This window comes from Kitasatospora acidiphila (assembly GCF_006636205.1).
Taxonomy (GTDB): Bacteria; Actinomycetota; Actinomycetes; order Streptomycetales; family Streptomycetaceae; genus Kitasatospora; species Kitasatospora acidiphila.
In genome coordinates, this window is sequence record NZ_VIGB01000003.1 from 7,728,545 (window position 1) to 7,751,935 (window position 23,391).

21 protein-coding genes and 4 pseudogenes are annotated in these 23,391 nt (G+C 71.4%); 8 read left to right on the plus strand and 17 right to left on the minus strand.

Annotated features, from left to right (window positions below):
- Nucleotides 1-46: 46 nt before the first annotated feature.
- Nucleotides 47-385 (minus strand): antibiotic biosynthesis monooxygenase family protein, encoded by a 339-nt coding sequence (locus E6W39_RS36485; RefSeq protein WP_141637104.1) that lies wholly within the window; start codon nt 383-385, stop codon nt 47-49.
- Nucleotides 386-761: 376 nt separating this feature from the next.
- Here E6W39_RS36485 and E6W39_RS36490 point away from each other — a divergent pair, with 376 nt between their 5' ends.
- Together E6W39_RS36490 and E6W39_RS40605 are read left to right on the plus strand one after the other, a co-directional pair.
- On the plus strand, nt 762-1,454 hold the full coding sequence (locus tag E6W39_RS36490; RefSeq protein ID WP_220140316.1) for an MBL fold metallo-hydrolase: 693 nt from the start codon (nt 762-764) through the stop codon (nt 1,452-1,454).
- The gene (locus E6W39_RS40605; protein ID WP_220140317.1) at nt 1,451-1,810 is read left to right on the plus strand and encodes an MBL fold metallo-hydrolase; all 360 of its coding nucleotides are present in this window, start codon (nt 1,451-1,453) and stop codon (nt 1,808-1,810) included. Before E6W39_RS36490 ends, E6W39_RS40605 begins: the two co-directional genes overlap by 4 nt.
- Nucleotides 1,811-2,726: 916 nt before the next feature.
- Here E6W39_RS40605 and E6W39_RS36495 read toward each other — a convergent pair.
- Nucleotides 2,727-3,561, minus strand: a pseudogene (locus E6W39_RS36495) (hypothetical protein).
- A 562-nt stretch (nt 3,562-4,123) separates the two neighbouring features.
- On the opposite strand from E6W39_RS36495, the gene E6W39_RS44375 reads away from it, so the two are divergent.
- Both E6W39_RS44375 and E6W39_RS36505 read left to right on the plus strand, forming a co-directional pair.
- Nucleotides 4,124-4,699, plus strand: coding sequence for a HEAT repeat domain-containing protein (locus tag E6W39_RS44375; RefSeq protein ID WP_407658648.1), 576 nt, complete (start codon nt 4,124-4,126; stop codon nt 4,697-4,699).
- Nucleotides 4,591-4,857, plus strand: coding sequence for a hypothetical protein (locus E6W39_RS36505; protein ID WP_141637105.1), 267 nt, complete (start codon nt 4,591-4,593; stop codon nt 4,855-4,857). The genes E6W39_RS44375 and E6W39_RS36505 overlap by 109 nt, the downstream gene beginning before the upstream one ends.
- 461 nt (nt 4,858-5,318) lie before the next feature.
- Here the strand turns inward: E6W39_RS36505 and E6W39_RS36515 are convergent.
- From E6W39_RS36515 to E6W39_RS40035, 5 genes and pseudogenes are all read right to left on the minus strand, one after another.
- Nucleotides 5,319-5,641, minus strand: a pseudogene (locus E6W39_RS36515) (plasmid stabilization protein).
- 238 nt (nt 5,642-5,879) lie between these two features.
- Nucleotides 5,880-6,236, minus strand: a complete 357-nt coding sequence (locus E6W39_RS36520) for a PRC-barrel domain-containing protein (protein ID WP_141637106.1) — start codon at nt 6,234-6,236, stop codon at nt 5,880-5,882.
- A gap of 236 nt (nt 6,237-6,472) precedes the next feature.
- Entirely contained in the window at nt 6,473-6,643 is a 171-nt protein-coding gene (locus E6W39_RS40030; RefSeq protein WP_181799613.1) for a hypothetical protein, read from the minus strand.
- Nucleotides 6,644-6,898: 255 nt separating this feature from the next.
- Entirely contained in the window at nt 6,899-7,060 is a 162-nt protein-coding gene (locus E6W39_RS36525; protein WP_141637107.1) for a YqaE/Pmp3 family membrane protein, read from the minus strand.
- A 453-nt stretch (nt 7,061-7,513) separates the two neighbouring features.
- Nucleotides 7,514-8,110 carry a coiled-coil domain-containing protein gene (locus tag E6W39_RS40035; protein WP_181799614.1) on the minus strand — a complete coding sequence of 199 codons (597 nt, stop codon included), beginning with the start codon at nt 8,108-8,110 and terminating at the stop codon, nt 7,514-7,516.
- Nucleotides 8,111-8,224: 114 nt separating this feature from the next.
- On the opposite strand from E6W39_RS40035, the gene E6W39_RS36535 reads away from it, so the two are divergent.
- Nucleotides 8,225-8,956 carry a TetR/AcrR family transcriptional regulator gene (locus E6W39_RS36535; RefSeq protein ID WP_141637108.1) on the plus strand — a complete coding sequence of 244 codons (732 nt, stop codon included), beginning with the start codon at nt 8,225-8,227 and terminating at the stop codon, nt 8,954-8,956.
- 41 nt (nt 8,957-8,997) lie between these two features.
- On the opposite strand, the gene E6W39_RS36540 is transcribed toward E6W39_RS36535, so the two are convergent.
- The 3 genes from E6W39_RS36540 to E6W39_RS36550 all read right to left on the minus strand — a co-directional run bounded on the left by E6W39_RS36540 (nt 8,998) and on the right by E6W39_RS36550 (nt 11,795).
- Nucleotides 8,998-9,585, minus strand: a complete 588-nt coding sequence (locus tag E6W39_RS36540) for a class I SAM-dependent methyltransferase (protein WP_141638174.1) — start codon at nt 9,583-9,585, stop codon at nt 8,998-9,000.
- A gap of 136 nt (nt 9,586-9,721) precedes the next feature.
- Nucleotides 9,722-10,123 (minus strand): DUF3592 domain-containing protein, encoded by a 402-nt coding sequence (locus tag E6W39_RS36545; RefSeq protein WP_141637109.1) that lies wholly within the window; start codon nt 10,121-10,123, stop codon nt 9,722-9,724.
- A gap of 118 nt (nt 10,124-10,241) precedes the next feature.
- Entirely contained in the window at nt 10,242-11,795 is a 1,554-nt protein-coding gene (locus tag E6W39_RS36550) for a Na+/H+ antiporter (RefSeq protein ID WP_141637110.1), read from the minus strand.
- Between the two features lie 211 nt (nt 11,796-12,006).
- Here E6W39_RS36550 and E6W39_RS42350 point away from each other — a divergent pair, with 211 nt between their 5' ends.
- Entirely contained in the window at nt 12,007-13,674 is a 1,668-nt protein-coding gene (locus E6W39_RS42350; RefSeq protein ID WP_228718559.1) for a BadF/BadG/BcrA/BcrD ATPase family protein, read from the plus strand.
- A 62-nt stretch (nt 13,675-13,736) separates the two neighbouring features.
- On the opposite strand, the gene E6W39_RS36565 is transcribed toward E6W39_RS42350, so the two are convergent.
- Nucleotides 13,737-15,170, minus strand: a complete 1,434-nt coding sequence (locus E6W39_RS36565; RefSeq protein WP_181799616.1) for an aminotransferase-like domain-containing protein — start codon at nt 15,168-15,170, stop codon at nt 13,737-13,739.
- 33 nt (nt 15,171-15,203) lie between these two features.
- Here E6W39_RS36565 and E6W39_RS36570 point away from each other — a divergent pair, with 33 nt between their 5' ends.
- Nucleotides 15,204-16,097, plus strand: a complete 894-nt coding sequence (locus tag E6W39_RS36570) for a DMT family transporter (RefSeq protein WP_141637112.1) — start codon at nt 15,204-15,206, stop codon at nt 16,095-16,097.
- 254 nt (nt 16,098-16,351) lie between these two features.
- On the opposite strand, the gene E6W39_RS36575 is transcribed toward E6W39_RS36570, so the two are convergent.
- From E6W39_RS36575 to E6W39_RS36590, 5 genes and pseudogenes are all read right to left on the minus strand, one after another.
- Nucleotides 16,352-16,825 carry a hypothetical protein gene (locus E6W39_RS36575; RefSeq protein WP_141637113.1) on the minus strand — a complete coding sequence of 158 codons (474 nt, stop codon included), beginning with the start codon at nt 16,823-16,825 and terminating at the stop codon, nt 16,352-16,354.
- 55 nt (nt 16,826-16,880) lie between these two features.
- Nucleotides 16,881-17,315: pseudogene (locus E6W39_RS36580) on the minus strand (galactose oxidase early set domain-containing protein); the annotation flags it as partial.
- Between the two features lie 362 nt (nt 17,316-17,677).
- A complete protein-coding gene (locus E6W39_RS36585) occupies nt 17,678-19,561 on the minus strand; it encodes a family 20 glycosylhydrolase (RefSeq protein ID WP_220140318.1) in 1,884 nt (627 codons plus the stop codon).
- 36 nt (nt 19,562-19,597) lie between these two features.
- Nucleotides 19,598-20,235: pseudogene (locus E6W39_RS44380) on the minus strand (glycoside hydrolase family 20 zincin-like fold domain-containing protein); the annotation flags it as partial.
- Nucleotides 20,180-21,073 carry a carbon-nitrogen hydrolase family protein gene (locus tag E6W39_RS36590; protein WP_141637115.1) on the minus strand — a complete coding sequence of 298 codons (894 nt, stop codon included), beginning with the start codon at nt 21,071-21,073 and terminating at the stop codon, nt 20,180-20,182. The gene E6W39_RS36590 and the pseudogene E6W39_RS44380, both read right to left, overlap by 56 nt.
- A 102-nt stretch (nt 21,074-21,175) precedes the next feature.
- Here E6W39_RS36590 and E6W39_RS36595 point away from each other — a divergent pair, with 102 nt between their 5' ends.
- Nucleotides 21,176-21,703, plus strand: a complete 528-nt coding sequence (locus tag E6W39_RS36595) for a pyridoxamine 5'-phosphate oxidase family protein (protein ID WP_141637116.1) — start codon at nt 21,176-21,178, stop codon at nt 21,701-21,703.
- An 81-nt stretch (nt 21,704-21,784) separates the two neighbouring features.
- On the opposite strand, the gene E6W39_RS36600 is transcribed toward E6W39_RS36595, so the two are convergent.
- Entirely contained in the window at nt 21,785-23,332 is a 1,548-nt protein-coding gene (locus E6W39_RS36600; protein ID WP_141637117.1) for an alpha/beta hydrolase, read from the minus strand.
- Between the last annotated feature and the right edge of the window lie 59 nt (nt 23,333-23,391).

Below are 23,391 nucleotides of genomic sequence, written 5' to 3' on the forward strand. Positions count from 1 at the left end.
GTCACCTCCAACCGGCGAGCGTTGTCGGTCACAGCACCAGCAATCCCTAGGCGTTCTTGGGGCCGGCGTGCTGAACGACCTCGAAGGACCACAGCGTCGAGCCGGACGCGGCGGGCTTGGGCCGCTCGCCACCCTCGCCGGTCCCGGCACCGCCGCCCTGGTGAGCCGCCTTCATGGGGCCTTCGAGCCACGCCTGGAACGACGCCTCGTCACGCCAGCGGGTGTAGACCAGGTAGGTGTCCGTGCCCTCGACCGGGCGGAGCAGCTCGAACCACTCGAATCCGTCGGAGTTCTCGACCGCGTGCGCCCGGGAGGCGAACCGCTGCTCCAGGGTCTCCCGCTGCTCGGCGGGGACCGTCAGTACGTTGATCTTGACTACGCTCATGCTCCCATCATGCTCCAGAGCGGCGTAAGGATCCGATCAGGGACCGGTCCAGGCGGTCGGTGTCGGCAACCCGTTGTACAGAGGACACGGGGGCAGGCGCATGAGCAGTGACCATAGGCGTTGCACTATCGCTCTCTTCATCATAGTGGTCTTGGACCCGGCACGTGGTGGCCTGTTTAGCTGACGGCCAGTCAGCCAGTCAGCCAGTCAGCCAGTCGGCCAGACAGACAGGAGAACGCCCGTGCCGCCAGCCACCTCGCCACCCTGACCCGCGCTCCTCGCGCCGCGGCGGCGGATCCGGCAACTGCCCCTGACCGCACCCGTCGCGCGCCCTCGGGTACGCGTATTCCGCCCTCACCAGTCCAGGAGCTCGTTCATGATGCCGCCGCTGCGAAATTCTCCTCAATTCGACGCCACCACAGGCCCGTTGTCCCGTCGGCACCTGCTCGGCGCATCCGTGACGGGCGCCGCGACCCTCGCCGGCGCCGCCGCGCTGATCGGCGCGGCCCCTGCTGCGGCCTCTGCCGTGGCCCCTGCCTCGGCCGCTCCGTCGGTTGCGGGAGGACGGCGTTCCGGCCCACCGGGATCCTCGGGGGTGCGGCTGCGCTGGCTGGGCAACAACGGCTGGGAGATCCGCTTCGGCGATCCGGACAAGCCCACCACCATCCTGATCGACCCGTGGATCACCCGGTTCCGCACCGGCACCTACACCCCGCAGGGCAGCGACCCCGCCACCCCGATCACCGTGGACACCGGCCTCATCGACAGCCTGAACCTGACGGCTGATCAGATTCTCGTGACCCACGGCCATTACGACCACCTGCCCGACGTCCCCTACCTCGCCGCCAGCACCGGCGCCACGGTGCTCGGCACCGAGACCCACGCCAACCTGCTGACCGCGCTCGGCGCCCCCGAGGACCAACTCTCGGTCGTGCACGGCGGCGAGCTGCTGCAGTTCGACGGCTACACCATCCAGGTCATCCCCTCGCTGCACTCGATGACCGGCCCGCGTAAGAAGGTGCCCTTTCCCGGCACCCGAGCGGGTAGTCCCCCGCCGCGCCCCGGGTGATCTCCGAGCTGGTGGAGGGCGGCACCCTGGCCTACCTGATCACCATCGGCGACCGGCTCAGCATCCTGGACAACGGCGCTGCCAACTACGACGCCCGCCAACTCGCCGGCCTCGCCCCGGATGTGCTGCTGCTCCAGCCCGGCGGCGCCTCGGTGCCGGACTACGTACCCCGGTTGCTGGACGTTCTGGAGCACCCGCCGTACGTGATCCCCACTCACTGGGACGACTTCGACTACCCGCTGACCGAACCGGCCCGCGACTGGGGCGGTCTGACCGCACTCGAACAGGCAGTGCGCGCGGCAAGCCCGACCGCCCGGTTCGTCCGCCTCGACCACCTGGAGTCCTTCGCCTTCTGAGCGAGCCGAGTCGCGCCGGTGGGCGATCACTTGGAGAACGGGCCGATGGTAGGAACTGTCGCGCTTGACCGCTCGTGTTGAAGCCGCTGGAACGGCTTCGGGGCCGGTGGGCGTCGACCGGCCTGCGGTCTGCCCGCTGGGCTCCCTGGAACGGCTGCCGGCGCCGACGCCGGCAGCCGTTCCAGCGGATGGGCCACCGAGCGGCCCGGCTCATCGGCTTCGCTTCGCGGAACCAGCCGAACCAACAAGATCGTCAGCAGTACGGAGATCACTGACGGGGTGCCCGTGCGGCAGCCCCGAGAATGCCAAGGGGGAGGACCGGGTGACGGCCAACGCCACCGGTGGGGCGGAGCAGGACATGTCGGAGCAGGCGGCCGAGGTGACAACCGGACCGCGCCCCGGGGAGCCGGAAGAGCCGCTGCCGCAGACCAGCCGTGCGGTGACAGAAGTGAACGCCGAGGCGGCCGGGCCCGTGGCGACCGCCGGGCGACGTCGTCGGCTACGTCGATGACAGCTTCGGGAGCAGGACCCCGGTGGTCGCGGCGGCCGACCTGACCGTGACCGGCTGGCCCGGCATGGGACGCAGCTGACGCTTGCCGCGGATGCCCATGGATACCGCACAGCGCGAAGGGAGGCACCGCGGTGGGCACCCTCACCCTCCGGTCCGGGCCAGTGGCCGAGGCAGAGGTCCCAGTAGCCCTGCAGTACGACCTGGCCGCACCTGCTTCAGCAAGAGGCTGTCACGCCTTGGCTGATGATTCCCAACGCGACCATCAAAGCTGACCCGTGACTGACCGTCGCCAGGGTACGACCCGCAGGGAACCTGGCGACGGTCCGGGTCGGCCTGCCGGGAACCTGGCGACGGTCCGGGCCGGCCTGCCGCTGAGCACGCCGCCGACCGAGGCGGCCCGGCGGGTCAGGGCCGGGGCCGCCCAGCCAGCCTGAGTAGGGAGGCCGTGAGGGCGGCGACGAACTGATCGAACGTGGCCTCGTCGACGAGGTCCAGGGACAGATACGGATTGAGGTCCTCCAGCTCGACGAGGAGGAGTTCCCCTCGGGGGTGCGGCAGGCGTCGACACGCTGGATGCCGTGCCCGATGGTGTTCCACGCGATGAAGCGGTGGGCGAACTCCAGGTCGGCGGCGGTGGGTTCGTAGGGTTCGAGGCGCCAGCGCTGCTCCGGGTCGGGAGCGTGGAGGGCGTACTGGAAGGCGTCGTCGACGAAGTAGAACGAGACCTCGTAGGCGAAGCGGATCAGCGGCTGCACCAGGACGTCGTCGTACGTGACGGCGTCGATTCGTGCGCGGGGGACGATCTGCAAGCCTATCGAGTCGGCGCCGAGCTTCGGTTTGACGACGTAGTCGGGGACGACGGGCAGGCGTGCGAGGTCCTCGGCCCGGTCGATGGTGGGGATGACCGGGTACCCGGCGGTGCTCAGGTCGAGCAGGTACTGCTTGCCGGCCATATCGGCGCGCCCGGCCAGCTGGTTGTAGACGAGGACGCCGCGTTCGAGCGCGCGACTGCGGAAGGCCTCGTACTCGGCGCGGTAGTTCAGTACCGGGCCGCTGTTCCGGACGAGGACCACGTCGAAGGCGTCCATCAGCGAGGCGGCATCGAGGGGTGGCACAGGGCGACGTCGAAGTCCTCGCGCAGGCGGGTGGAGAGCCGGATGTCCTCGTCGCAGTACCGGCGTCCCCGGGCCTGGTACGCCAGGTCTGTGACGAGTAGGACGCGGAGCTTGGCTTCGGGCATGGCTCTCCTGTAGATCATCTTTCCTGCTCAGCCTACTATCGCGCGACGCAGGGGCCTGGCGGCTCCTGACGCCGGCCATGGTGCTCCCCAAGTTCCGGGCCGGCCGCCCTCCTCGGAACGCTTCGCGAAGGCCGTTGGTTGGAGTGCCGGTGCGAGTCTGGCGTAGGCATTCAGTACCCGGCAGCAGGCTGGGCGGGTGAGAATGCGCGTATGGACAACGCGGTGGGGCTGGCGGGGAGCTTGATGGCTGCGGCGCGAGTGGCGCAGGCCTCGGAGGCGGGACCACGACTTGCACGCTTACGGGGCGCTGGTCTGGGAGGCGGCGAAGGGGGAGAGCGGGGAGACCGCGTTGCGCTGCGGATTGGGGTTGCTGGCCTACGGCCGAGGTCCTGGGCGGAAGGTGGGCTGCGATCTGGTGGGCAACGCGGCCGGCGCGCATGAGTCCCTGCGTGGCGAGGCGGCAACCGCCCTGATAGCGCTGGCCGAGGTGGAGACAGAGGCCTGCGTGCTGCGTTCCCTCGTTGCCGGCCTGGGCTCGGCGCAGGACCCGCGCGCCGTTCCCGTGCTGGTCAGGCTTTCCGGACACGAGGACGCCGACCTGCGGCGTCAGGTCGCCTCGGAAATCAGCACCGCCAACAGCGGACCGCCCGACGGGCCCGATGTCCAGGCGCTGATCCGGCTCACCCAGGACCAGGACCCCGAGGTCTGCAACTGGGCGGCCTTCACGTTGGGACTCCAACTGGAGCAGGACACCACCGCCATCAGGGACGCGCTGTGGAAGTGCACCACCGATGAGGACAGCGAGGTCCGGGAAGAGGGCGCGCGAGCGCTGGCCAGACGGCACGACCCACGGGCCGTCCCGCTGATCGCGCAACTGCTGGACTCCGATGACGGGTCCCAGCTCTTCACCTGGACGCAGCGGAGATCCTGGGCGTTCCGGAACTCCTGCCGGCTCTGGACACCTATGAGTTCCACGCACCCGAAACCGACCGGGCCATCGCGGCCTGCGACCCGGTGCGGCGGGCCCGGATGGAGGAGGACGCCTGGACGGTCGTCGTGGAGTTGGAGCGGCTGCGCCCCGACATCGGCGCGGCGCTCAGCTCACCGCGCTACGAGTCGGTGCACTGGATGCAGCTGACCCACCGAGAGACGGCCGATGCAAGCTACTACACGGCCTCGCTGCTCGCCCGCACCGACGGGGACCCGGTGCGGGCGGCCGAGCTGGTGGTGGCCGACCTCACTGCTTCTGCCGGGAGCGGACCGCGGACTGACGGTCTCCCGGAGTCTTCAGGGTAAGCCTCGAGGGTAAGCCTCGCCGAGGGGACCGGCGAGCAGCCCTCCGCCCGCGCGGTCGAGCCAGCCGCGCAGTGCCCAGGCGAGTGGGAACGAGTGGCAGCCGTTGTCGCCGCTGATCGGCTGCCCGCTCGGGCGCGGTGACCGGTCCGCGCCGGTGCACGGGCCTGGGAAGTGCCCTATGCCAGCGCACCGCCGCTGGCCTGCGTTCAGTCGGGGGGCTCCGGCGGGACAGGCTCTCCGCCAGGCTCAGGGAGAGGCGGCGGGGTCGCCGGCTCGGGAGGCGGGACGGGCGAGCCGGGCGACACCCGCGGGTCCGGTGTCAGTGGCGGAGCGGGCGGCGTCGGCGGAGCAGGCGGCGCCACAGGTTCTGGCGGCCGCGGCGGTGATGGGGGCTCGGGCGGCGGTGCGGGGACGACGTCGGGCTCCGGCGGGTCGGCAACAGCGCGCATGGTGACGGGCTCCTAGCGTCCGAGGGCGTGCTCGAGCTGCTTCTTGTTCATCTTCGAGCGGCCGTGGATGTTGCGCTGTCTGGCCTCGTTGTACAACTGGTCGTAGGTGGGCCCTGCGCGCCGCTGTGCGAGCGCTGTCCGCCTCGCCGGGCGGAGGAGATGTCCTTGACCGAGCTGCGGCTGGCGGTCTCCGACTCGCCGTGCCGGGCTCGTTCCTTGTTCACCGTGCGGGCGGCGATCTCCTTGGCGCCCTTCTCGCTCTCACCGCGCTCCAGGGCGCTGTCCTTGATGTGCTCGTACTGGCGCTCCCGCTTGGGACTTGATCCACGAGGCATGGTCACATCCCTCCATTCCTTGCCTTGTCGTCGGGGTGAACGAGAGGCCGAGCTTGCACCGGGGGAGGGGGCCGCCGTGCCAGCGCAACGGCAGCACCGCGCGCGGCATCAGCGGCAGGGCCCGGCAGCGGGTCCTCCGCTGGCGGGCCGGTGGGCAGCCAGCGCGGCCCGCCCTCGGTGAGCGTGCGGTGCAGTAGGTTGGGCCACTGCGAGGGGTTTCCCGGCGTGGCACGGGCGTTCAAGGGCGGGCGAGCCGCCGTTCGCCGCCGGCGCCCGGGGCGTACGTCAGGCCGTAGTGCTGGAAGATCGCCGCTTCGTCCTCGGCGGGCAGCACATCGTCGGTGCCGATCGCCGGACAGTCCTTCACCAGCGCCTTGTCATAGCCGACCTTCACGTAACCGGGCCCCACGGTCGCTTCGTCAAGGGGTACGAAGACCAGGCGGTGCCGGGTGGGCAGCCCGATCTGGACCGTAGCCATGGACGGCAGGTCGGTGGCGGTGTCGACGTAGATCGCCTCCAGCGTGCCGATCTTGTGGCCGGCCGGGTCGACCACGTTGTGCGTTCGCCACTCGCGGATGTCGCCTACCCGGATCACCCTGACTCCTCTCCACCGCCCAGCGCCCAGCGCGCGGTCGGAACGGCGCGTCGGCGCTGCCCGCATCCCTCTCAGGGTGCCCTCGCCAGTGTGCGGACGCCACCGCATGCCGCCCTGCACTGGTCCCGGCTCGTGGAGTTGCTGGACGTCGACTACGCCGGGCCGGTCTGAGGCCGATAGCCCGGCTGAAGACTCGCCCCGCTGTCGGGGACAAGCCCGTCGCCGGCCTTTCGCCGCTACGGAGCCTGGACATCCGCCGCCGGCGGCTCAGGCTTCTCGTCGTCCTCCTCGTCTTCGGCCTTGGCACGGACGTCCGGCGGGGTGGGCGCCGTGATCGCCCGTTCCTCCGCGGACCGCTCCCGCACCTGTTCGTCGTCTCGCGCTGTGTCGTCCTTGGAGGTGTTCATGGTGTTGTCCTTTCGCTGGGCTGTGTCTCCTCCGAACCGAGGAGGCACGGGGCGTTGCCCGACTTCCTTGCTCTCACACCGGACACGTTGTCGCAGCCGGGCTCACTCGCGAACACAAGACGTCGAGAATCAAGCCGCTTCCTGTCGCTGCAGTCACTGCACGGTGGCCGCAGAACCGCGCTGCTACGACAGGCCGCCTACCCCACTAGACCAACCGGGGGATGCAGGCCGACGCCGCCGTACAGGCCGACGCTGTCAGTCCTTGACGACCTGGTATATGCCGTAGATGACGCCGGGTACGTGGCCGCACAGCTGCAGGAGGAACGCCCACAGCACCTTGATGCTCAGGCCGTCCTTGATGAGCACTGCGAGAGCCGGCAGGAACAGGCACAGCAGTATGAGCAGAACTTTCCCCATGATCGTCCCTCGATTCACGCCTGCGGACTCAACCTCGCCCGGGAGTTGAGTCCGGGAGTGGATCCGCGGCGTTGTGTCCTCTCCGGCCCTGTGGCGGGCCGGGCGAGCTCAGCGTCCTTGGGATCCGTAGTACTTCCTGACGATGTCGCGGTTGCCGGGTGGTGTCGGCCTCGGCGTTGTGGGCGGCTTTCCTGCCGATGCCTACGGCTGACTCCCTTCGTGACGTGGTGCTTCGTGACGTGGTGCCGGAAGCGACGCGGCCTACTGGCGGCCGGAGTTGTGCCCGAGCAGGTGGAACTCGCGGTGCCCGTTTCCGTGTGCCGATTCGTCGCTGTTCTGCGGGAGGCCGTAGTCCTCCGTGGTGGGACCGACCCGTGTGCCGGCCGTGTGTTCGCGAGCGCGGTTCTGCTGACCGAGCACGTCGTCCCGTTGGTCGGCGAGCGCGCCCCGCTGTTAGGCGAGGTCGTCCCGTTGGTCGGCGAGCGCACCTCGCTGTTGGGCGAGGTCGTCCCGTTGGTCGGCGAGCGCACCTCGCTGTTGGGCGAGGTCGTCCCGTTGGTCGGCGAGCGCACCTCGCTGTTCGGTGAGGTCGTCCCGCTCATCGGCGAGGTCGTCACGCTGCTCGGCGAGGCCATCGCGGCCCCGGCTGACCGATGCCGCCTGCACGCGGGCGTCGTCACGCTGCTTGATCACGTCGTCACGCTGCTTGATCACGTCGTCGCGCTGCTCGATCACGTCGTCGCGGTCCTTGGCAGCGGCTGCTGTCTCACGGCGGGAGTGCTGCAGTCTGTGCCGTGCAACCGCGCCACGGCGCGACGTGCGGCGCGCGCCGGTCAGCAGGAGTCCCAGTCCCAGCATGCCCACCGCTCCGACGATGATCCCGTAGAGGAACAGGGTGCCGGTGGAGCCGGTCATGTGGTGTCCGAACACCGTGAACGCGTTGGTGAGCGCGTGTGCGCTGCCGGTGTTGCCGAAGATTCCGGCGATCGCGACAACCGCCGCGACGATCAGGAGGATGAGTCCGAGAACAATGATCATGACGTGCTCCAATCGGATCTACGTCGTATGCCTACAGTCAACTCCTGGACTAAACTGGTGTCTACACCGTAGGTCTACGAACTTTAGGTTGATCGGTGCTCACCACCAGCGAGAGAAGGTGCCGACATGACCCCTCCCACGGCTGACCCGGCGCTCTGGGACGGCGACCCGCCCACGACCGGGAAGCTCAGCCGGGAGCGGATGCTGGCCTGCGCGCTGGAGATCATCGACCGCGAGGGCATCGAGAAACTATCCATGCGCCGCCTGGCGCGCGCGCTCGGCCATGACCCGATGAGCCTCTACCGCTACGCACCGAACAAGGCGGCCCTGCTCGACGGCGTCGCCGAGACCGTCCTCAGCCAACTGACGGTGGACTCCACCGACCCCGACTGGACCGCCCAACTACGCGCTGTGGCCCGCCACTACCGCCAACTCGCCCTGACCCACCCCAATGTCGTACCGCTCCTGGTCACCCGCCCGCTGGCCACTCCACTCGCCCTGCGCCCCCGGGGCACGCTGCGCCCACTCGAAGCCGTCCTCGCCCTTCTCACCCGAGCCGGCTTCAGCGGCGCCGACGCCCTGCACATCTACCGGGCCTTGTTCGGACTGCTCCACGGCCATGTCCTCGACGAGCTCCAGGAGCTCGTCGACAACCCTGACGAGACCGACGACCTGCTGCGTCTGGGTCTGCACCGGCTGCCGATCGGCGAATTCCCCCTCCTGCGCGGTCTCGCGACCGCCCTGGCCTCTTATGACGGCGCTGCCGAACTCGAACGCGGCCTCGACATCCTCCTCGCCGGCCTGAGTACCGCACCGGGAAGCACGGGCGACTGCACCCCCAGCGCGAAGACAGCCTGAACGTGAAGGCCCACTCGGATGGGCGGCCGGTGCGGACGGTCCTACGGGCGCACCTGGTCGACCCGCCAGAGCCGGCGGGGGAGGGCGCCCTCCTCGAAGGCGTGGACCTCGCGCAGGTGCCAGCCCTCGGCGAGGGCGTCCACCAGCTCCCGTGAGAAGTAGTGCACCGCGAATCCGCCGTGCTCCCAGATGTCGTCACCGTGCCCGATGCCCGCGCCGTAGTGCGCGTCGCCCGTGTGCCGGACGGTGTACACCAGGTGGCCGCCGGGCCGCAGCACCCGCCGTACCTCGGCGACCAGGGCGGTGAGTTCCTCGGTGGACAGCGCCATGCAGAACAGCATGTGTGCGAAGACGGCGTCCACCGAGGCGTCCGGCAGTGGCAGCGGTGCGCGGACGTCGTGCGGCAGGGTGGCGATCCGGTCCGCAAGGCCCTGGGCGCGGGCGGTTTCGGCGAGTTGGGTGAGTGCGACCGGGCTGAAGTCGGTGGCCGTTACGGTGACCCCGGCCCGGGCGAAGGCCAGCGCGTCCCGTCCGTGGCCCGCGCCCAGTTCCAGCACCTCGCGGGCGCCGGCGGCCCGGAACGCCTCGATCGCGTATCGGGCCGGCTCCGACGGCTCAGCCCCATACATCCCGGGGTGCTCGGTGTAGGTCCGCTCCCAGTGCTCCCGCTGTCCCTCGACCACGCCCGCCACCTTCTGCTCCCGGCTCCCACGCCGCCGTTCCGCCTCGCCGGCGCATCAGCCGAGGGTCACTGCGCTCGGAGGGTCACGGGCTGACGACGAGCAGCACCACCGCCGTGAGCAGTGCGGTCACACCCAGCAGGACGAACACCCGCTCGACGCCGCGCCGCTGGCGGCCCTCCAGCAGCACCTGGCGCGGGTCGGCCGGGTCGTAGCGCAGCCGGACCAGCGCGCCGGGGCGCAGCGGGTGGGCGCGGCTGGACGCCACCGGCGAGAACACCTCGACCACCTCGGCGGTGCGGGTGGTGAACTGCAGCAGCGGGTGCGGCGGCGGTGCGGTGTCGTCCGGGCCCGGGGCGCGGTATCGGACCAGCGCCTCGGCGGGCTCCCCGACCTCCTCCAGGTGGCGGATCCCGTTCAGGCCGGCGATCCCGGCCAGGTAGGCGCCGAGGCCGCCGAGCGCGAGGAAGAACACCAGGGCTATCACGCCGATCACGGTTGTGCGCCGATCATGGCTACTCCGCCTTCCGAGCCCGACGGTTCCTCTGCCCCCAGTCTCCCCCGGGAGCGGGCGCCGGACCAGAGGGCCTGCGTTCTCCGGGAGCTCAGCTCGCGCTCAACGCCGCCGCCTCCAGGTCGAGGTCGCGCTGCAACTGGCGGCGGGTGGTGTCGCTGATCCGGTGGTCGTCGTAGAGCCGGTGCAGCTCGGTGTTCTGCACATCGATCACCTCGCGGCGCAGCTCCCGGTAGACCGCCAGCGCCGGCGCGCCGCCGTCCGACTCCTCGGCGTCTTCGGCGTGCCGCAGCCGAGCCTGCAGGCCGCGTCGCACCCGGTCCAGCACGTGCTCCGGGGTGGCCTCCAACTCGGCGAGCGCGTCCAGGTGTTCCAGTCCGGCGCGGGCCAGCCGCTCACGGGCCTGCTGCTCCTCGCGGGCGGTGTGCTCGGGCTCCAGGGCCAGGCCGGAGCGGTTGACCAGCGGCGCCAGGCTCAGCCCCTGCACCACCAGCGTGAAGACCACGACGGCGGTGGTCAGCACCAGGATCAGCGGCCGTCCGGGCAGCGGGGTTCCGTGCGCGTCGGCGAGCGGTATGGAGAGCGCGGCGGCCAGCGGCATCACCCCGCGGGTACCGGCCCAGGTGATCACCGTGGCTATTCGCCAGGACGGCCGCCCGCCGCTGGGCCGCAACGCGGCGGACAGCGGCAGCATCCAGAGCACCCGCAGTCCCACCAGGGCGGCCGCCACGGCCAGCGCCTGCACCGGCCACCATCCGCTGCCAGTCGGCAACTCCCGTACCATGGTGGGCAGTTCCAAACCCACCAGGCTGAACACCACGCTCTCCAGGAGGAACACCACCACCGCGTACACCGCGTGCAGCTGAAGCCGGATCCGGGCGTCGCTGAGCCGGTGCCCGGCCCGGCCGAGGAGCACCCCGGCGACCACCACGGCCGTCACTCCCGAGGTGTGCGCGCTCTCCGCCAGGACGTACGCCGCGTAGGGGGTGACCAGGGCGATCACCGTCTCCAGTACCGGGTCGGCGGTGCGCCGCCGGATCAGGTGCACCGCGCCGGCGACCGCCGCGCCGACCGCGCTGCCGCCGCCCGCGAGCAGCGCGAACTCACCCACCGCCCCTTGCCAGCTGAACGCGGAGGAGGCGACCGCGACCGTGACCGCCACTCTGAACAGCACCAGCGAGGTGGCGTCGTTGAACAGGCTCTCGGCCTGGACCAGCACCTGCACCCGGCCGGGCAGCGCCAGTCGCCTGCCGAGTGCGCTGACCGCCACCGGGTCGGTGCTGGCCAGCACCGCGCCGAGCACGAAGGCCAGCGGCAGCGGCAACGGGGTGAGCAGCGCGGCCAGCGCGCCGACGGCGGCCGCCGAGGCGAGCACCAGGCCGAGTGCCAGCACGGTGACGGGTCGCCAGACCGCGCGCAGGTCGCGCAGCGAGAGCTCCTCGGCGGAGGCGTAGAGCAGCGGCGGCAGTACCACCAGACCGATGGTCTCGGGTGCGATGTGCATCGCCGGGGCGCCCGGGACCATCGCCACCGCGATGCCGGCCAGCACCAGGAGCGAGGGCGCGGGGATTCGCCAGCGCCGGGCGCCTGTTGCGACGCTCGTCGCCAGCACCACCAGGAAAAGGACCATCCCCACCGCGTGCATCGACCGAGTCCTCGAGCTTCCGCTCACGGGGCCACTGCCGCCGAATGCCGCAGTCCGTTCCCCGGCCGACCAGACTTCCCGGCGCACCAGGGGCGTATTTTAGCAATTTCATACGGCTTCTTAGCGGGAATTATCGCGGCGAGGGTTCGGGCCTGCCTGAATGAGCGCTTGCTCAGGGGGTGGTGCCGTGCCTGAGGCCAGCGATGGTGCCGTGCCTGAGGCCAGCGATGGTGCCGCGCCGGAGTTCAGCGCCAGCGTCTACCCGCCGAGCCCCGTGCCCGGCCCCGTGCGCGAGGAGCGGCCGACCGGACCCGGCCACCTCAACGCGTACGGCCGCACCAAAGCCGTCGCCGACGCACTCGCGCTGGCCGCCGGAGCCGTCGTGCTGCGCCCGCGCGCCGTCTACGGGCCCGGCGACCCGCACCTCCTGCCCCGGCTGCTCGACCGCGTGCGCCACGGACTGCTCCCGCTGCCCGGCAGGGACGTGACGCTCAGCCTGACGGCCGTGCAGAACCTCGCCGACGCCTGCCTGGCCGCCGCCGGACTCGCTGCCGGACCAGCCTGGCCGCCCGGCGCCTACAACATCGCCGACGCCCACCCCTACCGCCGCGACGCCGCCGTGCGCCGCGTGCTGGCGGCGCACGGCGTGCGCGTGGGGATCGTGCACCTGCCCGTCCGCGCGGCAACCTGGGCGGCCCGGACCGGCCGCGTGCCGGGCCTGACGCCGTACGCCGTACGCTGTGGACCAGGTGGCCCGAGGCGTCGTGCTCGACACCACCCGCGCCCGGGCCGGTGGTTGGGAGCCGCACTGGGATCTGGATGCGGTGTTCGGCGGGCGGGCGCTCCGAGCGGTTCCGGGCAGTCCGGGCGGTCTCGGGGGCAGAACCTCATGCCGACCGGACTTCCCGGCGCACCGGTGCAGCAGCCTGCTGCCATCGAGGGCCGTGGGCATCGGGCAAGATCTGACAGTGCATCGGGCGTTCAGTGGGCTGGGTGGGTTGGGAGGTGTCGGATGAGCGGCTTGCGGCTCGGTCTGGACGTGGGGGGCACCAGCACCCGCGCGGTGCTGGTCGACGCCGCGGGCGAGGTGCGCGGCCGTGGTACGGCGGCGGGTGCGAACCCCGCCGGCGCGGACGCGGACGCCGCCCTGGCGGCACTCGCGACGGCTGTCAGCGCGGCGTTGGCCACTCGGGAAGCGGCGACGGTGACGGCCTGCCTGATCGGCCTCGCCGGCTACCGGTCGCTGCCCGACCCCGCCGAGTTCGCCGCCCGTTGCCGGTCGGCTCTCCAACTCCGCTGCCCCGTAAGGGTGGTGCCGGACGCCGTGCCCGCGCTCGCCGCCGGGGGCGTGCCGGACGGCACCGGCACCGTGCTGATCGCCGGGACGGGTTCGATCTGCATCCGGCTTGCCGGGCACCGGCCGCGCACGCAACGCGGTGGGCTGGGCTGGCTGCTCGGCGACGAGGGCAGCGGCTTCTGGCTCGGGCGCATGGTGCTGCGCGAGGCCATCGACCACCCCGACGGGGCGCTGGGTGCCGTCGTGCGCCGCGAGTGCGCGGCCGACTCGCCGCAGGAGCTGGTGCGTTGGGCCTACGCCGGCCCGCCGCGCCGCCTGGCCGGCCTCGCCCCACTGGTTTCGGCGGCGGCCCTGGACGGCGACCCCGCCGCCGTCGCGCTGGCTGAGGCCGCCGCCGGGGAGCTGGGTGCCCTGGTCCGTGCCACTGCCGTGCGTGGTGAACCGCTGGTCCTGGCGGGCTCGGTGGCCGCTGGCCCCGGGCCGATCCGCGAGCGGCTGCTCGACCGGCTGGCCGATCTGGCGCCGCGGCTCCCGGTGGTCGATGCGGCGACGGCTGCGGCGCGGTTGGCAGGGGCGAGTTGACGCGGGGCGCTGTCAGCACCGGGCTGGCGGGCGTCAGTTGAGGCCCGCCTCGCAGATCTTCGTCAGTTGACGCCAGTCTCCGTCAGTGCCCGGTCCAGGCGCCGGGCGCCTTCCGCCAACTGGTCCACGCTCTCCGCGTAGCCGTAGCTCAACCGCAGGTGCGGCGCCGGCGGTTCGGCGGTGAAGTACGGCCCGCCCGGGGTGACCGCCACCCCCGCGCGCAAGGCAGCGGCAGTAAGCGCCTCCGGGGTGAGGCCCTGCGGCAGCCGTACCCACAACTGATAGGCACCGTAAGCAATCTGATGAGACATCAGCTCAGGCCGAAGCTGCGTCAGCGCCGTGGCCAGCGCGGTTCGCCGGTCCCGCAGTGCGGCCGCCAGGGTGCGCAAGTGCTGCGCCCAGGCCGGGGCGGCGACCAACTCCAGTGCGGTCTCCTGCAGCGGTCGCGGGACGAAGAAGCTGTCCACCGTCTGGACCGCGCGCAGCCGGGCCAGTGCCGGACCACGGGCGGCCAGCGCCGCGACCCGCAGATTGGGTGAGGTCGGCTTGGTCAGCGAGCGGATGTGGACCACCACGCCGTCCGGGTCGGCGGCGGCCAGCGGCGCGGGCAGCGGCGGTGCGTCCGCGTGGACCAGGCGCCGTGCGTAGTCGTCCTCCACCACGAACGCCCCGGCCGCCCGGGCGATCCGCAGCACCTCATCGCGGCGCTCGCTGCTGAGCACGGCGCCGGTCGGGTTGTGGAACAGCGGCTGGCAGACGAACAGCCGGGCGCCGGTGGCAGCGAAGGCGTCGGCGAGCAGGTCGGTGCGCACCCCGTCCGCGTCCACCGGCACCGGTACCGGACGCAGCCCGGCGGCCTTGGCGATCGCGAGTATGCCGGGGTAGGTGGGCGACTCGACCAGAACCGGCGCCCCCGGTACGGCCAGCGAGCGCAGCGCGGTGTTGAGTGCGCTCTGGCCGCCGGCGGCGATCAGCACGTCGGACGCGGTGAGGCCGTCGGCGATGTCCCGGGCGAACCAGGCCCGCAGTTCGGGCAGCCCCTCCACCGGGGGCCGGCTCCAGGCGCCCGGCCGTCGACCGGCCCGGGCCAGCGCGGCCGCCAGGGCGCGCTCCGGCTGGAGCGAGGGGTGCAGATAGCCGCTGTTGAGGTCGACCACCTCGGGCGGCGCCAGCAGCAGGGTGGTGAGCACACCGGTCGCGTCGGCGACCCTGGCCGGGGGCACGCCCGCCTCCGCGCTGAGCGCCACCTCCTGCCAGGAGGTGTCCCCGGGCGCGGGCGCGGAACGTGCCGCCTCGGCGCGGAACACTCCGGCGCCCGGCCGGGAGACCACCAGCCCCTCGGCGACCAGGGCGGCGATCGCCCGCGAGACCGTCACCGGACTCACCTGGTACTGCTGCATCAGCTCCCGGCTGGACGCCAGCTTCTCACCGGGAGAGTAGCGGGCGAGCTCGCGACGGAGAGTATCGGCAAGCTCTGTCACCGTGGTTCGGGTCATGCGCACCACCATCGTCAACTGCTACGCTCATTTATGACAGCACATGATAGCGCTATCTTCACCCGCTCAATAGCGGTCGGTGGCACCGCCTTCGCCGCCCTGGGCGTGCTCTGCTTCTCGTTCACCTTCCCCGCCACCTCCTGGGCCCTCGACGGCTTCGGCCCCTGGACGATCACCGGGCTGCGGGGAGTGCTCGCCGCGGCCTTGGCCGGCGTCTGCCTGGTCGTCAGGCGCGTCCCACTGCCGACCGGCTCCGACTGGCCCGGGCTGTTGGCGGTGGCCGGCGGCTGCGTGGTGGGGTTCCCGCTGCTCAGCACCCTGGCGCTGCGGACCTCCTCCACCGCCCACTCCGCCGTGGTGATCGGCATGCTGCCACTGGCCACCGCGGCGCTGTCCGCGCTGCGCACCGGCGCCCGCGCGCCCCGGATGTTCTGGTGGGCCGCACTGGCCGGCGCCGTGGTGGTGCTGGCGTTCACCCTCCAGCAGAGCGCCGGTCGACCGAGCCTCGCCGACGGCTACCTGTTCGCCGCCCTGCTGGCCTGCGCCGCCGGTTACGCCGAGGGCGGGCGGCTGGCGCAGCGCATGCCCGGCTGGCAGGTGGTCGCCTGGGGCGTGCTCGCGGCACTGCCCGCCACCGCGCTCACCTGCGTTCTCGCCCTGCCCGCCGAGCCGGTCCACCTGACCCCGCACAGCATGGTCGGGCTCGGCTACCTCGCCGCCGTCTCCCAGTTCGGCGGCTTCGTGGCCTGGTACGGGGGCATGGCCTCGATCGGCGTCCTGCGCGCCAGCCAACTCCAGCTCGCCCAACCGCTGCTCACCCTCTGCTGGGCGGTGCTCGTGCTCGGCGAGCGGCTGCCGGCAGCCGTGCCGGTGACGGCGCTGGCGGTGGTGGCCTGCATCGCGGTCACCCAACGGGTGCGGGGCTGACCGCGACGCCGGCCTGCATCTGACACCGCCGACGCTCACTGCCGTGCCGACGGCTCGTCAGGCCGGTGCACGGCTGATCCCCTGTGAGGTCATCGGATCACACTACGGCGCTCGATCTCAGGGTGCCGGTGGCCGCAGCAGACGGCTCCTCGCTCGGCCCCCCGCCTGGCAAGCATCCCCCCGTGCCCGCCGGGGCCGACCCCGGCGGGCACGGGCTCGCCTCTTCGGACTTGCGGACTTTCGGACTACGGCGGTCAGCGGCTCCCGCCCGCGTCGCCGGGGTCGCAGCCCATGCCGTCGTGGTTGGTGTCCAGGCCGAGGTCGTCCCGGCCGTGCACGGCCAGGTCCCGGTAGCCGTGCTGCAGCAGCCAGGTGCAGCGGGCGCCTTGGGCGGCGCCGACGCCGGGCGGGAAGGCGGCCGGTGCGCAGATGTTGAGCGCGCCGTAGTGGTGGTCGCAGCCGTCGGCGTCGGGGGCGACCGCGGTCTCGTCGGTCCGCTTGGACTGAGGGGCCATCGGGTGCGCTGCCGGGCTCTGGGCGAAGTCCATGATGTGCGGGTCGGGCCGGCGCTGCTGGGTGGCGGCGGTCCCGCCCGTCGGCGGAACGGGGCGGGAGGAGGCGTTCGGTGTGGCGAGGGTGAGGGCCAGCGCCAGCCCGGCCACACCGGTGCCGAGCCCGGCGCTCGTCCTGCCCGGACGCCAGCGGCGGCGCGAGGGTCGCACGGTCATCGGACCGTCCTTTCGTTGTAGGAGCCTTTGTGGGACGTGTGACGGCACGTCACATCAGGCGGACCCAGGAGGCCACCGACGGCACGCCAGCCGCGTTGACCACGTAGAGCATGTAGTAGCCGGGCGGCGCCAGGTTGGGGCTGCTGGTCACGTTGAGGTCGATGCTTCCGTCCGTGTGGACCGTCATCGGCAGGTCGACGAACCGCTGGTTGGGCTCCGAGGAGTGGGGGACGGCGGCCGGGCGGATCAGCTCCGCCCGCACGATCGGCGCGTCCACCGTGATGTGCTGGCTGGAGCCGTAGGACCACACGGTGTTGGCCACGCCGGTGATCTGCGGCCGGGCGCCGTGGTACAGGTACGGCGGAGTGTAGATCGACACGTGCATGTCGAAGGTGCCGTTGCCGGGGTCGTCGCCCACCGTCATCACCCGCCCGTCCGGCAGCAGGAAGGACGCCGAGTGGTGGGTGCGCGGGATCGGGTCGGTGGCCATGCCCGGGGCCGCATGCTGAATCCGGCGCGATGGCACGACGGCACGACGGCCCAACGGCGCGACGGCGCGCTATGGCCGGGCGTCGCGCCGGTCTTGGCTCGTGCCGGATGCTGAAGCCCTGTCAGCCGCGCTGGTGCTCGCGGGACGCGAGCGGCGCCATGCGCACCACTCTGACCTGTGGCGATGCGGTGATCGGCACCGTGATCCCGGGGCGCCCGGCAGCCACCCGCCGAACGGATCCGGCCACCGCGGTGCACCCGTCGGGCGCCTCCGGGGCGCGTCGGCCGTGCGGCACGCGGGACATGGCTCGGGCCGAACCGGGGGCCGGGCGGGAGGTCACCCGCACGGCCCCCGGCGGATGGTCAGCCGATCGTCCAGTGCTGGAGTGTCGAGCCGGTGTCGGGCTGTTGGGTGATCAGGGCGTTGTTGGCCGTCGATGCCGTGGTCAGGAGCAGTCCGCTGGAGACCGAGGTGACGGTCCAGCTGCCGTCCGGGAGTTGGGCGAGCCGCCAGTGCTGGTGGCCGTCGCCGGTGCACGGCTCCTGGACGACGGCGGCTCCGGCGGTGGTCGAGGCGCCGCTGACGTCCAGGCACAGGCCGGACGCGCTGTTGACCAACTGGGAGGAACCGTCAGCCTGTTGGGTGATGGTCCAGACCTGGTTGGGGCCTCCGTGCAGGCCCCAGCTGATCAGCTGAGTGCCGGCCGCGGTCGAGCTGGCCGGGTCGTCGAGCGCCTGGCCGCCGGTGCTGAGCGTGTGTGCGCCGTTCGGCGCGGTGTCGTGGAAGGCCTCGAACTCGTAGAGCGAGTAGCCCCATTGAGTGCCACGAGCGGTGCCGTAGAGGCGGATGTAGCGGCCGCTGCCGGTGAAGCCGGTCAGGGTCTCGGTGCCGCCGGTTCCGTTGGTTCGGGTGTAGACCGTGGTCCAGGTGGTGCCGTCGTTCGAGAGCTGGATCTGGTAGGCCTTGCCGTAGGCGGTCTCCCAGGCGAGCACCACTCGGTTGACGGTCTGCACGCTGCCCAGGTCCACCTGGAGCCAGGTCGGGTCGGTGTACTGGCTGGACCAGCGGGAGTTCAGGTCCCCGTCGGTTGCGTTGGCGGCCGGGAAGTTGGGGGTCTCGATGCTGGACGCGGTGGTCGGCCGGCCTTGGGCGAGGTCGCCTTGGATGACCGGCACGGGGTAGAGCGGGTTGCGGCCGATCGCGTCCATGATCGGGATGAACGCGGCGTAGGTCGACACCGGCTTGGGGGAGTTCCACGTCAGCTGCGCCAGGTCGCGCAGCGGGTACTTGAGGTTGGCAGCGGTCTGGTCCACGGTCTCGGCGGTCGGGTTGTCGCACCAGACGTGCAGCAGCGAGCCGGGGTTGCGGCTGGGGTCGCTGATGGTGTTGGAACCCTGGAACAGGTCGGGGTTCCAGGACTGGTACATCCAGGTGGTGTCGGGCTTGGCGCCGCCGTAGACGTAGTAGGTCGGAGTCCAGGACTCGTTGGCGACGGTGTGCCCGGCGTCGATCAGCTGCTGCGGCGTCAGGCCGTAGTCGTACCAGTACTCGACCACGATGTCCGGGTTGGGCGCGATGGTGCCGTCGCCCGCCTTGATGCCGTCGTTCCACATCCGGGCGGCCTTGCCGCCGGCCCGGACGATCGAGTCGGCCCAGTTGACGAAGCCGTAGAAGGCGTCCTTCGCGGTGGCGTTGGGGCCGTAGGTGGCATGGGCGTAGCTGAGCAGCTGCGGGTAGGAGGCGTAGTCGGTCACGTACTCGTCGGCGCCGATGTGCCAGTACTTCGAGGAGGTGAAGAGCGGCTCGTACTCCTGGATCAGGTCGCTCATCAGGGTGCGGGCGCCCGGGATGGTGATGTCGATGTAACTGCTGCTGGGGCTGCCCGAACTGTCTTTCAGCCGGTAGTCGTTGCCGATCGAGAGCTCACCGGAGAGGATCGCGTCCATGTGGCCGGGCATGTCGATCTCCGGCACCACGGCGACGTGGTACTTGTCGCCCAGCGCGATGATCGCCGCGAGGTCCGCCTTGGAGTAGTGCTGCGCTGAGGTGATCTCCGGGTGGGTGCTGCTCTCCAGGCGGAACCCGTAGGTGTCCGACAGGTGCAGGTGCAGGTAGTCGAGCTTCAGGTAGGACATCTCGCGGATCTGGTTCTCGACCCAGTCGACGGGGAAGAAGTTCCGCCCGGTGTCGATCATCAGCCCGCGCTCGCTCTTGCCGGGCGAGTCGGTACCCGTGCCGGCCGGCACCGTCGCGCTCTGGTGCAGCCACTGGAGGATGGTCCGGGTGCCCCAGAACTCCCCGTCGGTGGTGGACCCTTGAACGGTGATGACGGAACCGACGGTGACCCGGTAGCCCTCCGCGGGCTGGTTGCCCCGAGGGTGAGGGTGATGTCGCCGGGTGCGGCGCTGGTACCGGCCGGTGCCACGGTGACCGTGTGCCCTTCGAGGGCGGTCAGATCGGCGGCGAAGGTGGCGGCGTCCCCGGCGAGTTGGGCTGCGTGGGCGGGGTCCACGACGACTCGGCTGGACGGGCCGAAGGTGAAGGAGCCGGTCGCCGACGTCCAGCTCTGCAGGGCCGGCACGGTCGTCGGCGGGGTGGCGGCGGCCGGGGGAGCGGCGGGGGAAGCAGCAGCGGCCGAGGCAGCCGGGAGTACGAAGGAGAAGGGGAGCACAGCGGTGAGGAACGCCGCGGCGAGGGTGGATTTGACTGATCGCATGGCCTGCCCAGGGTCGGGGGAGGGAGCGCGTGCGTGCAGAATCTGCTCGATTGTTGCAGGGTCTATACCATTAGCAGCATGCAACGGGCAGTATTGAGCAGAATGGCCCTGGCGGCAAGGGTGCTGAGAGCAGCACGAGTTGAGTGCTTCAGAAGCCGGTGCGTATGTCGCTGCGCGCATCACCCGACACCACATGCCGGTCATACAGGCCCGCACGGGCCAACCGGCGCCATGGACGGGCAAGGCGGAGGGTCATCGAGATGTCCGGGTCCTGCGTGTCCAGGTCGAGATCGGCGAACGCGAGGCCGGGTCCGCGGGCGGCGGGGCAGCTCGCGAGTCGGCGGCCGCCCGGCGCGATGATCCTCGCGGGCGCGGTGGCACCGAACTGGGCCGGGACGGAGTAAGCGACCCAGTAGTTGTAGAGGATCGCGTACGCCTGAGCCAGCACGGCGAGTCCGGCATGGTCGGCCATCGCGGACAGCAGGACGCAGTCAACATCCAACTGCTCGTACTCCGCGAACAGTTCGGGGAACTTGGCCTCGATGCACAGGGCGGCACCGAACCGGATGCCGTCAACCTCGAAGACGAGTGGGGTCGTGCCGGGCGTGTACAGGTACGAGAGTTCGCTGTGCGACAGGTAGCGCTTGTCGTAGCGGCCGACGAGCTCGCCCTGGTCCGAGACGATGTACAGGCTGTTGTGCGGGCGGTGCGGCGGTGTCAGCGGATGGATCGATCCGAACGCCACCCACAGGCCCAACTCCCCGGCCAGTTGGGCCACGGCCTCGGCCTCGGTGCGGATGACGTCCCAGTCGACCCGGCCCCAATCCGCGGCGGCGAGCGTTCCCTTGGGACCGGACGAGATCGCATGTTTGTCGGGGTAGGTGATGGCACCTTCGGGGAACTGCACCAGCCGCGCCCCGCCCGCATGCGCCTCGCGCATCAGCCGGCGGACCTGGGCGCCGCTCGCCCGCACGCTCTCGGGGTCGGTGGGATCTTCTGCCACGGTGCTCTGCGCGACCGCCAAACGCAATGTCCTCGGCATCAGCCCACGGTATGTCCGGTGTCAGGGGGAGCACAGGCCGATCCTGGCCATTCCATGATCAAAATTGCTGGAGGTGCGGGAGGCGGTGTGGGAGAGTTGATCATGCCTGTAACCAACCCTTGGCTGGCTGGACCGGCCCCGCAGCAGCGGCTTGGCCGCGAGCGCCTCGAAGAGCGCATCCTCAACCTGCTGTCGTCCCAGAACATGTGCGTGCTGGCAACGGCGGGCCAGGATGGACCGCTGGCGACGCCGGTACGCTACTTCCACCTCGACTTCGCGTTGATGTTCACCACGGCGGCAGGGTCGCCGAAGATGCGCAACCTGGCGGCGGATCCCCGTGTGTCCGTGGGGGTGTTCGCCCCGCTGGTCGGGCAGGCCAGCAGCCGCGGTGCCCAGATCTTCGGGCGAGCCCGGGTGTTGAACGAGGACGACCCGGACTTCGCGCACTACTGGCCGGCCGTCCGCTGGCAGTCCGATCACGTCGAGCGCTCCCGTTCGCTGGACGAGCCGCCGTCAGGACCGCTTGTGGTGGTGGAGGCCGACCGGATCGTCTACACCGAGCACTGGCTGCGACGCGAGGGCTTCGCGCCGCGTCAGTTCTGGCGCCGGCCCAAGCCGACGGACGCCTGACACCTGACGCGCTCTGCCGGCAGCGGTCCGGTAGCGCCAGTCCGGCAGCGCCGAACTGCTGAGCACGGCTCGCACGCTCCGTCACTGCGCCGGGCAGTAGGCGTCGTGCTCCGGGCGGCGGCCGGTGACCAGGTACTGCGTCACCAGGTCGTCGCCGCAGGCGTTTCCGTTGGCGAGGTAGACCTCGTGGCCGCCGGAGTCCACGGTGACCATGCGGGCCCGGTCGCCCAGGTCGCGGCGCAACTGCAGCGCGCCGGCGTAGGGCGTGGCCGGGTCGCGGAGGTTCTGTATCAGCAGGATGTTCGAGGGGCCCTGGTCACCGACGACCACCGGTGGTTCGGTGGGCTTGGCGGGCCAGAAGGCGCATGGCATCACATTGACCGGCATGCCGGCGGTCAGCGGGTGGGTGACGCGGTCGGCCGCAACCGCCTGCGCGTAGCCGGCGACGGAGGTGGGCCAGCTGACATCCCCGCAGATGGTGCCGGCCGCGACGGCAAGGGTGTTCTGCACTGCGGCATCGGGGGCGACCACCGGGGTGGGGAGCGGGCGGCGGCCCTCGGCGGCGAGCAGCAGCTCCGCCAGGTTCGGGAAGTCGGCGTCACTGTCGAGGCTCTGCAGCATGACGGTGCGCAGCACGTTGCCGTTCAGTTCGGCCGGGTTGGTGCCGGGCCAGGGGATGGGCGAGTGGTCGAGGCGATCGGCGAGCTCGAGGTAGCGGGCGCGCACCTGCTCGGGGGTGTCGGCCACCCGGTCGGGGTTGCCGGGTTCGGCGGCCCAGGCGGCGAAGTCGGGGAAGCGGTCCTCCACGCCGATGGCGAAGTTGGCCAGCAAGCCCCGTTCGACCTTGGTGGCGTCGGGGTCGTCGTTGCTGTCCAGCACCACCCGGTCGGTGTGCTGGGGGAACATCGTGGCGTACACCGCGCCGACGTAGGTGCCGTAGGAGACGCCCCAGGCCGACATCCGGCGCGCGCCGAGGGCACTGCGGATGCTGTCCAGATCGCGCGCCTCGTTGGCGGTGCTCAGGGTGCGCAGCACCGGACCGCCATTGCTCCAGCACTTGTCGGCGAGGTGCTGGGCGAAGGCGACATTGGCCGTGATGCCGCCGTCGGGAGCCGGCCAGGGGTACATATTGACCGGCGACAGGTCCTCATGGGAGAGCCCGCAGCTGACCGGGGTGGACTGGCCGACGCCCCGCGGGTCGAACCCGATGAGGTCATAGCGGTCGAGCACCGACTGCGGGAGCCGCTTGGCCGCGTCGCTCGGACGGTTGAGGCCGGAGCCGCCCGGCCCGCCGGGAATGGTCACCAGGACACCGCGGCGCAGCCGGGGTTGGGCGGCCGGGATCCGTGAGACGGCCAGCGTGATGCTCGGGCCGTCGGGCTGCCGGTAGTCGAGCGGCACGGCGAGCGTGGCGCACTGCTGTCGCGGGTCGACACCGGTGCCCGCGCCGGTGCACGGCCCCCAGTGCAGCTCCGGGCCGCGCGGCGCGGCGTGCGCCAGCGGGGCGGTGAGGGCCAGGGCGGTCGAGGTGGCGGCCAGCAGCAGCGCCACGCGGTGGGTGCCCTGCAGACGCCGGCGCTGCGGGTTCGTGCCGGTCGGACGCGAGTCGTTCAGGTGAGTGATCTTCATGGAGAAAATTCTTCTCCGTTGCGGACGGCGCAACGAGGGGGCTGACAGGCATATCTGAT

Excerpts from the sequence above, each read along its gene's own strand:
- E6W39_RS36550 (WP_141637110.1), bottom strand. The coding sequence starts at position 11,795 with ATGCACGCGGTGGGGATGGTCCTTTTCCTGGTGGTGCTGGCGACGAGC.
- E6W39_RS36525 (WP_141637107.1), bottom strand. The coding sequence starts at position 7,060 with ATGGGGAAAGTTCTGCTCATACTGCTGTGCCTGTTCCTGCCGGCTCTC.
- E6W39_RS36570 (WP_141637112.1), top strand. The coding sequence starts at position 15,204 with ATGACAGCACATGATAGCGCTATCTTCACCCGCTCAATAGCGGTCGGT.
- E6W39_RS36600 (WP_141637117.1), bottom strand. The coding sequence starts at position 23,332 with ATGAAGATCACTCACCTGAACGACTCGCGTCCGACCGGCACGAACCCG.
- E6W39_RS36485 (WP_141637104.1), bottom strand. The coding sequence starts at position 385 with ATGAGCGTAGTCAAGATCAACGTACTGACGGTCCCCGCCGAGCAGCGG.
- E6W39_RS36540 (WP_141638174.1), bottom strand. The coding sequence starts at position 9,585 with ATGTATGGGGCTGAGCCGTCGGAGCCGGCCCGATACGCGATCGAGGCG.
- E6W39_RS36590 (WP_141637115.1), bottom strand. The coding sequence starts at position 21,073 with ATGCCGAGGACATTGCGTTTGGCGGTCGCGCAGAGCACCGTGGCAGAA.
- E6W39_RS36535 (WP_141637108.1), top strand. The coding sequence starts at position 8,225 with ATGACCCCTCCCACGGCTGACCCGGCGCTCTGGGACGGCGACCCGCCC.
- E6W39_RS36565 (WP_181799616.1), bottom strand. The coding sequence starts at position 15,170 with ATGACCCGAACCACGGTGACAGAGCTTGCCGATACTCTCCGTCGCGAG.
- E6W39_RS36505 (WP_141637105.1), top strand. The coding sequence starts at position 4,591 with ATGGAGGAGGACGCCTGGACGGTCGTCGTGGAGTTGGAGCGGCTGCGC.
- E6W39_RS36595 (WP_141637116.1), top strand. The coding sequence starts at position 21,176 with ATGCCTGTAACCAACCCTTGGCTGGCTGGACCGGCCCCGCAGCAGCGG.
- E6W39_RS36490 (WP_220140316.1), top strand. The coding sequence starts at position 762 with ATGATGCCGCCGCTGCGAAATTCTCCTCAATTCGACGCCACCACAGGC.
- E6W39_RS40030 (WP_181799613.1), bottom strand. The coding sequence starts at position 6,643 with ATGAACACCTCCAAGGACGACACAGCGCGAGACGACGAACAGGTGCGG.
- E6W39_RS36575 (WP_141637113.1), bottom strand. The coding sequence starts at position 16,825 with ATGACCGTGCGACCCTCGCGCCGCCGCTGGCGTCCGGGCAGGACGAGC.